Annotated in this window: 6 protein-coding genes and 1 riboswitch; of the genes, 1 reads left to right on the top strand and 5 read right to left on the bottom strand. The window is 66.2% G+C overall.

Annotated elements, in window-relative coordinates; translation table 11 throughout:
- Genes kdpA through AC5Y5V_RS23990 form a run of 3 tightly spaced genes read right to left on the bottom strand, consistent with a single transcriptional unit; the run spans nucleotide 1 to nucleotide 1,858 of the window.
- The gene (kdpA, locus tag AC5Y5V_RS23980; protein ID WP_499940409.1) at nucleotides 1-1,677 is read right to left on the bottom strand and encodes a potassium-transporting ATPase subunit KdpA; all 1,677 of its coding nucleotides are present in this window, start codon (nucleotides 1,675-1,677) and stop codon (nucleotides 1-3) included.
- The gene (locus AC5Y5V_RS23985) at nucleotides 1,677-1,766 is read right to left on the bottom strand and encodes a potassium-transporting ATPase subunit F (RefSeq protein WP_499940410.1); all 90 of its coding nucleotides are present in this window, start codon (nucleotides 1,764-1,766) and stop codon (nucleotides 1,677-1,679) included. Before AC5Y5V_RS23985 ends, kdpA begins: the two co-directional genes overlap by 1 nt.
- Nucleotides 1,763-1,858 carry a potassium-transporting ATPase gene (locus AC5Y5V_RS23990; RefSeq protein WP_499940411.1) on the bottom strand — a complete coding sequence of 32 codons (96 nt, stop codon included), beginning with the start codon at nucleotides 1,856-1,858 and terminating at the stop codon, nucleotides 1,763-1,765. The genes AC5Y5V_RS23985 and AC5Y5V_RS23990 overlap by 4 nt, the downstream gene beginning before the upstream one ends.
- A gap of 192 nt (nucleotides 1,859-2,050) precedes the next feature.
- Nucleotides 2,051-2,226: riboswitch (M-box (ykoK) riboswitch) on the top strand.
- Nucleotides 2,227-2,534: 308 nt separating this feature from the next.
- Between AC5Y5V_RS23990 and AC5Y5V_RS23995 the strand changes: the two genes are divergently transcribed.
- Nucleotides 2,535-4,325, top strand: coding sequence for an NRAMP family divalent metal transporter (locus AC5Y5V_RS23995; RefSeq protein WP_499940412.1), 1,791 nt, complete (start codon nucleotides 2,535-2,537; stop codon nucleotides 4,323-4,325).
- Between the two features lie 17 nt (nucleotides 4,326-4,342).
- Here the strand turns inward: AC5Y5V_RS23995 and AC5Y5V_RS24000 are convergent, their stop codons facing one another.
- Nucleotides 4,343-5,857, bottom strand: a complete 1,515-nt coding sequence (locus tag AC5Y5V_RS24000; RefSeq protein ID WP_499940413.1) for a sensor histidine kinase — start codon at nucleotides 5,855-5,857, stop codon at nucleotides 4,343-4,345.
- 7 nt (nucleotides 5,858-5,864) lie between these two features.
- Nucleotides 5,865-6,638 carry a response regulator transcription factor gene (locus tag AC5Y5V_RS24005; RefSeq protein WP_499940414.1) on the bottom strand — a complete coding sequence of 258 codons (774 nt, stop codon included), beginning with the start codon at nucleotides 6,636-6,638 and terminating at the stop codon, nucleotides 5,865-5,867.
- Nucleotides 6,639-6,911 lie beyond the last annotated feature (273 nt).

Below are 6,911 nucleotides of genomic sequence, written 5' to 3' on the forward strand. Positions count from 1 at the left end.
TCAGTGGATCCCTTCGGCGAGCGGCCCCAGGGCCAGCGCGGGCAGGAAGGTGAGGGCAACCAGGATGACCGTCACACCGACCACCAGGCCGACAAATTGCGGCCGGTGGGTGGGCAGGGTGCCGCTGGACTCGGGCGTCGCACCCTGGCGGGCCAGCGAACCGGCCAGCGCCAGCACCAGGATCATCGGCAGGAAGCGGCCGAACAGCATCGCCAGGCCCAACGCGGTGTTGTACCAGTCCGTGTTGGCCGACAGGCCCGCGAAGGCGGAGCCGTTGTTGTTGGCCGCGGAGGTGAACGCGTACAGCACCTCGGACAGGCCGTGCGGCCCGGTGTTGGCCATGCCGTCCCGCTGTCCGGGCAGCGCCATCGCGACGGCTGTCCCGAGCAGCACCAGCAGCGGGGTGACCAGGAAATAGCCTGCCGCCAGCTTTATTTCGAGCGACGTGATCTTCTTGCCGAGGTACTCCGGCGTGCGGCCGACCATCAACCCTGCGACAAACACCGTGATGACGGCCAGGATCAGGATGCCGTACAGACCCGAGCCGGTGCCGCCCGGCGCGACCTCACCGAGTTGCATGTTGAACATCGTCATCAGGCCACCGAGGCTGGTCAGGGAGTCGTGGGTGGAGTCCACCGCGCCGGTGGAGGTCAGCGTGGTGGCGTCGGCGAAGACGGCCGAGTTCGCGACCCCGAGCCGCTGCTCAACCCCCTCGCTCGCCGCGCCGGCCGCCATCGGGACGGTGCCGTGGTGCTGCAGTTGGAACAGCATCATGAACGTGACGCTGATGGCCGCGATGATGCTCACGACCGCGGCGATCGCGTAACCCTGCTTCTTGCTGCCCACCATGCGGCCGAACGTGCGTGGTAACGAGAAGGAGATGACCAGCAGGAGGAAGATCTCCACCCAGTTGGTCCACGCCGTGGGGTTCTCGAACGGGTGCGCGGAGTTGGCGTTGTAGAAGCCACCGCCGTTGGTGCCCAACAGCTTGATCGATTCCTGGCTGGCGACCGGTCCGCCGGTGATGGTCTGCCCGCCTCCTGCCAGCGTCGTCACGACCTGGTCGTTGAGGTGAAAGTTTTCGATCACGCCGCCGGCGACGAGCACGACCGCGGCGAGGATGGAGATCGGCAGCAGGATGCGCAGCGTGCCGCGCACCAGGTCCACCCAGAAGTTGCCGAGCTCGCTGGTGCGCTGGCGGGCAAACCCGCGCACCAAGGCCACGGCGACGGCCATGCCGACCGCGGCGGACACGAAGTTCTGCACCGCTAAACCGGCCATCTGGACCAGGTGGCCCTGGGTGGACTCGCCGGAATAGGACTGCCAGTTGGTGTTGGTGACGAAGCTGACGGCGGTGTTCCAGGCCAGGGACGGAGTCATCTTCGTCGCGGGGTCGTGCAGGTGCAGCGGCAGCTTGCCCTGCACCAATTGCAGGACGAACAAAAAGATCACGCTGACCGCCGAGAAGGCCAGCACGCTGCGCGCGTAGGTTCCCCAGGTCTGCTCCGAGCGGGAGTTGACGCCGATCAATCGATAGACCATCGACTCGACGCGCGAGTCTTTGTCCGACGTGTATGCCCGATACATGTAGTCGCCGAGGGGCACATGCACCAGGGCCAGCGCCGCGACCAGGACGACGAGGAAGATGAGGGGTGCCGTCAAGTCCGTTGTGCTCACTAGAACCTCTCCGGAAATAGCAGAGCGCCAACGAGATACAGCGCAATAGCGATCGAAAGCGCTAGACCGATGGCGTTTTCGTAGTTCATAGCCGCTCGACCAGCTTCTGCATCAGGCCGAGCAGCGCGAACACCGCCAGCGTCAGCGCGAGGTAAACCAACACGCCCATCATTTCTCCCATCCGGCTTGGCCACGGCGCTGTCGCGGGCGTAGTCAGCTTGAAATTAGATCCGGCCGGCGGCCCGCGCGGGCGGGTTGACGCTTTCCTAACGTCCCTGGCAGCCACCTTTACGTTTTCTTAACGGGTGCTGTGACAGCGATGCGAATCGCCGTTCTCCGCTTGACGCGCTCCGTTGTTCGGGTCTTTAATGAGCCTGCGCTTCGTTAGGTGAGGCTTCTGCGCGAATACAGGCCACTGATCCGACGACGTCGAGAGACGCCCAGGGTTAGGACAGGTCTTCCCGGCTCAAGGGATGACCCAAAGTGGCTTCCCGCCGTGTCGGCGGGATACGTCGCGTAGTGCCAAAGCTCTGATGAGAGAAGTGTTTCGGTCGTCCCTTGGGGCGCCCCGATCGATTCTTCTCCCAACAACCTGCGTTGCGTTGACGGCCGATGCGTGCGCGCATCCGATCGCGAGGAGGTGGGGACGACATGGCACTCGGTGATAGTCCGTACCCCAGTCCGGCGCGAAAGACGTTGTCTCTCAGGCCTGCTCACAACCGGCTGACTGCGTAAGTCGCGACCTTAGCCTGTTGCGCCCCAAGAGGGTTGCGTAGCAGGCAAGTCCGGCGTGCGCGCCGCCGTTCCTGCGTCGTTGCCACAACACGCCGCACCCGACTCGACTTGGAAGTTCAATCATGAGTTTTCTCAACTGGAATGCGCGGTACTCGGTGCCGGCGGACTCCGCCGCCCAACGGCGCAACGGCGACCGGCCGGACCCGCCGGCCGCAGAGACGGGTGCGGTGCTCGATTCTGCGCACATCGGCGACATTCACGGCGCGCTGGGCAGCATCGGCCAGCACGAAACCGCGCATGGCCGCAGCCGGTGGCAGCGGCTGCGGCTGTTGCTGGCGGTCATGGGCCCTGGCCTGATCGTGATGGTCGGCGACAACGACGCCGGCGGCGTCGCAACCTACGCGCAGGCCGGGCAGAACTACGGCATGACGCTGCTGTGGACACTGGTGCTGCTGATCCCGGTGCTCTACGTCAACCAGGAGATGGTGGTGCGGCTGGGCCTGGTGGCCGGCGTCGGGCACGCGCGGCTGATCTTCGAGCGGTTCGGAAAGTTCTGGGGCGCCTTCAGCGTGGGCGATCTGTTCGTCGTCAACGCGCTGACGATCGTCACCGAATTCGTCGGTGTGTCAATGGCGTTGGGCTATTTCGGGTTGCCCAAGGCCGTCGCCGTGCCGTCGGCGGCGATCCTGTTGTTCGCGGTCGTCGCCGGTGGGTCATTTCGTCGGTGGGAGCGGCTGCTGTTCGCCCTCATCGCGGTCAACGTGGTCGTCTTCCCGCTGGTTCTGATGCTGCATCCCAAGGCCGGACAGGTCGCTTCCGGGCTGGTGCCGTCGTTCCCGGGTGGCCTCAACTCGACGCTGCTGTTACTGATCGTGGCGATCGTCGGTACCACGGTGGCGCCCTGGCAGTTGTTCTTCCAGCAATCCAACGTGGTCGACAAGCGGCTGACACCACGCTGGATTCACTACGAACGCATGGATCTGCGCATTGGCATTGCGGTGGTGACGCTCGGGGCGACCGCGATCATGATCGCGGCGGCATTCGGGTTGGCCGGCAGCGAGGCCGCCGGGAACTTCACCGACGCCGGCTCGGTCGCCTCCGCGCTCAGGGACAACATCAGCCCTACCGCCGGCGGGTTGTTCGCGATCTTGTTGCTCGACTCCTCCCTGATCGGTGCGAACGCGGTGGGACTGGCCACCACCTACGCGCTCGGTGACACGTTCCGGCGCCGTCATTCCCTGCACTGGAAGCTGACCGACGCCCCGGCGTTCTACCTGGCCTACGGGCTGCTGTTGGCCGTCGCCGCGGCGGTCGCGTTCAGCCCCGACTACGTGCTGGGCGCCCTCACGCTCGGAGTGCAGGCCCTCGCCGGAGTGCTGCTGCCGTCGGCCACGGTGTTCCTGGTGTTGCTCTGCAACGACAAGCAGGTGCTGGGCCCGTGGGTGAACACCACCCGGCAGAACGTGGTGGCCGGCACCATCGTCTGGGTACTGGTGCTGCTGTCGCTGGCACTGACGGCCGCCACGATCTTCCCCCATCTGTCCACGGCCACCATGGAATTGGGCTTCGCGGTCGGTGCGGCCGTGGGTGTCGCCGGCGGTGTGGCGCTGTACGGGAACCACCGGATCGAGGGGTTGCGCGAAAAGCGCCGGCGGCTGGCTCGGGTGCGGGCCGCGTTCAGCGGCATCGATCCCGTTGACATCGATGAGGTAGCGGCGCTGCCGCACGATCGTGCCGACCGTCGGGCGGTGCACGAACAGGACCGATCGACCTGGCGCACACCGGCGCTGGAAGACCTCGAAGGGCCCATCGTCACTCCGCTGCGGTTGGCCGGGATGATCGCGCTGCGCGCCTACCTGCTGGTGGCCACCGCCCTGGTCGCGGTGAAGATCGGCCAACTCATCGTGGGCTGACCGCGGGTGCCCGTCCGCTACGCGTTGTCGCTGGTGGGGACGTCGATCAGCGGAATCCGCAGCCGGAACACGGTCCGGCCGTTGGCTGACTCGGCGGTGACCGAGCCGTGATGCGCCTTGGCGATCGAGCTCACGATGGCCAGCCCGAGGCCGTTGCCCGACCCGTTGGTCCGCGACTTGTCGGCGCGGACGAACCGCTGGAACAGCCGCGGCAGGATCGCGGCGTCGATGTCGGGTCCGTCGTCGTCGACGGTGAGTTCGGCGAAGGGCGCGCCGGGGCCGCGATAGTGACGGGTGATTCCCGTCGTGACAGTAACCCCGGGTGGCGTGTGTACCCGGGCATTGGTGAGCAGGTTGCTCACGGCCTGGTGCAGGCGGGCCTGGTCGCCGCGGACCCATACCGGTGCGTCCGGCAGGTCCTTGACCCAATTGTGGGTGGGCGCGGAGACGGACGCGTCGTTCACCGCGGTGATGGCGAGGTCGGCGAGGTCGACGTCTTCGGTCTGCAGGTCTTCACCCTCGCCCAACCGCGACAGCAGCAGCAGCGAGTCCACCAGCGACGTCATGCGCCGGGCCTCGGACTCGATGCGGGCCAGCGCGTACTCGGTGGTGGGGGGTAGGGCCGAGCTGTCCTGGCGGGTCAGTTCGGCGTAGCCCTGGATCGACGCCAGCGGGGTGCGCAGTTCGTGGCTGGCGTCGGTGATGAACTGGCGCATGCGCAGATCGGAATCGGCGCGGTGCGCCAGCGCGCTGTCGACGTTGTCGAGTAGTCGGTTCAGCGTGTGTCCGACGATGCCGACTTCGTTGTCGGGGTCGGTGTCCTCCGGTTCCACCCGGGTGCTGATGCGATGGTCGTCGCCGGTGAGGGGCATCGCCGCGACCTCGGCCGCGGTCGCGGCGACCCGCCGCAGCGGGCGAAGCGCGAGCCCCACCACCCATACCGTGAGCCCCGCCGTGATCGCCAGCGCGGTCGCCACGAGGATCGTGGTGGTGATGTTCTTGCGCTCGATGATCTGGTTGGCGAGGTTCAGCGAGACGCCGACGACGAGCACGTCGGAGCCCTCGATGCTGCAGTCAACGCGGTAGGAACCGAGGCTGCCGAGCTTCTGCGTGCGCGCCGGTCCGTCGACCCAGTGCTGCGCCTGGATGGCGCGGACGACGTCGGGCGGCGCAGGCCGTGCCTGGTCTTCGGAGAAGACGGCCGAGCCGACCACCACTCCGTCGTGCAGCACGGCGATGATGTTGCCCGGCGTCTGCCCCGGAAACTCCAGCAGCGCTTCGGCGATCGGGGGAGTGGTGGGGTGAACCGGCGTGTGTTCGCCCTTGCGGTACCGATCGTAGGAGTGGGTGAACGCGTGCAGCGACTTGGCGACCTCGGCGTCGTTCATGGTGGTGACGTAGCCGCGCAGCGTCAGCACGGAGACCACGCCGACCGTGAGCAGGACCGCGCTGACGACGAAAAGCACGCCCAAGAGCAACTGGCGGCGCAGCGAACGGGGGAGCCACCGGGGAGTATTCCGGTCGTCGCTCATACGGTAATTATTCGGGCGGTCGCAGCATGTATCCAACTCCGCGAACGGTATGGATCATCGGTTCGCGGCCGGAGTCGATCTTCTTCCGCAGGTAGGAGATGTAGAGGTCGACGATGCTGGTGCGGCCGGCGAAGTCGTAGTTCCAGACCCGGTCGAGGATTTCGGTGCGGCTGAGCGCCCGGCGTGGATTGCGCATCAGGAAGCGAAGCAGCTCGAATTCGGTCGACGACAGCGAGATCGGCTGGCCGCCGCGGGTTACCTCGCGGCTGGCGGTGTCGACCTTCAGGTCGCCGAGCTTGAGCGATTCGCCCGCCGGCGGCGTGGTCTGGCTGGACCGGCGCAGCAATCCGCGCAGCCGCGCGACCAGCTCTTCCAGGCTGAACGGCTTGGTCATATAGTCGTCCGCGCCCGCGGTGAGCCCGGTGACCCGGTCCATGACCGAATCGCGCGCGGTGAGGAACAGCGTGGGGGTATAGGCGTCGGACTCGCGCACCCGCCGCAGAATGTGCAGCCCATCCACGTCCGGCAGCATGATGTCGAGGACCAGGACGTCCGGAGCGACCTTGTCGAACTTGGCGATCGCGTCACGTCCGTTGTGCGCGATCTCGACGTCCCAGCCTTCGTAGTGCAGCGCCATCTTCACGAGGTTGGTCAACGCCGGCTCGTCATCCACCAGCAAAACGCGGATCGGTGAACCGTCAGGTCGATAGATTCGCGGCAACTGTCCGAGGATGGCCTGTCGTGGCCGTTGGGTGCCTGCGTAGCTCGTGATTGCGGTCATATTGGCTTAATTCTCCCAACCCCCATATGGGGTTGTCACGGAGTTCATAGAGTTCTCAAATGTCTGCGCGCCGCAGGCGGGCGTCGGACGTGGCGAGATATGTATTTGATATGCGTTGTGCCGCTTTGGCGTGTTACGCCAAAAACGCTGTGCTGCACAGGCGTTGATGTATTCAACCTAGCCGTCGGCCGGCGGAATCTCAAACGGTAAGCCCGCGAGCAGCTTTCGCATCCAGGCATCGACGACGACCGCAGCGGGCCGCGTCCAGCAAAC

It is taken from the genome of Mycobacterium sp. NGS68 (genome assembly GCF_059812195.1).

Coding starts and splice junctions, on each gene's coding strand:
- AC5Y5V_RS23985 (WP_499940410.1), bottom strand. CDS start 1,766: ATGAACTACGAAAACGCCATCGGTCTAGCGCTTTCGATCGCTATTGCG.
- AC5Y5V_RS23990 (WP_499940411.1), bottom strand. CDS start 1,858: ATGGGAGAAATGATGGGCGTGTTGGTTTACCTCGCGCTGACGCTGGCG.
- AC5Y5V_RS24000 (WP_499940413.1), bottom strand. CDS start 5,857: ATGAGCGACGACCGGAATACTCCCCGGTGGCTCCCCCGTTCGCTGCGC.
- AC5Y5V_RS24005 (WP_499940414.1), bottom strand. CDS start 6,638: ATGACCGCAATCACGAGCTACGCAGGCACCCAACGGCCACGACAGGCC.
- AC5Y5V_RS23995 (WP_499940412.1), top strand. CDS start 2,535: ATGAGTTTTCTCAACTGGAATGCGCGGTACTCGGTGCCGGCGGACTCC.